We start from the raw sequence: 589 nt of genomic DNA, 5'->3' as shown, positions 1-589 counted from the left end.
ATGTGGGGGTCGAAGCGTTCCGGGTAGGCCAGTGCGAGTTCGGCCAGTGCGGCTCGCCAACCGTGGATGGTGGCGCCTTCGACGAGTCTGGGGATCGATTTCCGGGGGCCTGCGTGGCCGTCTGCTCGGCGTTGAGCGTCCTTGGCGCGTTCTCGGTCTCGTCGGTCCTCGATGTTGCGTATGGCTAGCCATAGCAGCTTGATCGCGGCGGCATCGCTGGGGAAGTGCCCGCGGTTCTTGGTGATCTTGCGCAGCTGGTAGTTCAGCGACTCGATCGAGTTCGTGGTGTAGATCAGCTTGCGTGTGGCTGGGCCGAAGGCCAGGAACGGGATGAACCGCTCCCAGGCGGCCTCCCACGACCTGACGGCGGTGGGGTACTTGGCGCCCAGCGGCGATTCGGCGAAGGCCTCCAGTGCGGCTCTGGCGGCCTCGGCGTTGGCGGCGGTGTAGATCGGCTTGAGTGCCTTGGCCACGTTCTTGCGGTCGCTGTAGGACACGAACCGCATCGAGGCCCGGATCAGGTGCACCACGCAGGTCTGCACCTCGGCGAAAGGCCAGGTCGCGGCAATCGCCTCGGACAGTCCGGTCA

1 protein-coding gene is annotated in these 589 nt (G+C 66.0%); it reads right to left on the bottom strand.

Annotated elements, in window-relative coordinates; translation table 11 throughout:
• A partial coding sequence (locus tag Q2K20_RS18145) for a transposase (protein WP_317177067.1) occupies positions 1–589 on the bottom strand: 589 nt, incomplete at both ends.

The sequence above is a fragment of the Dietzia sp. IN118 genome (assembly GCF_032905965.1).
In the GTDB taxonomy this organism is placed as follows: Bacteria; Actinomycetota; Actinomycetes; order Mycobacteriales; family Mycobacteriaceae; genus Dietzia; species Dietzia kunjamensis.
This window is presented reverse-complemented; position numbering and strand designations above follow the sequence as displayed.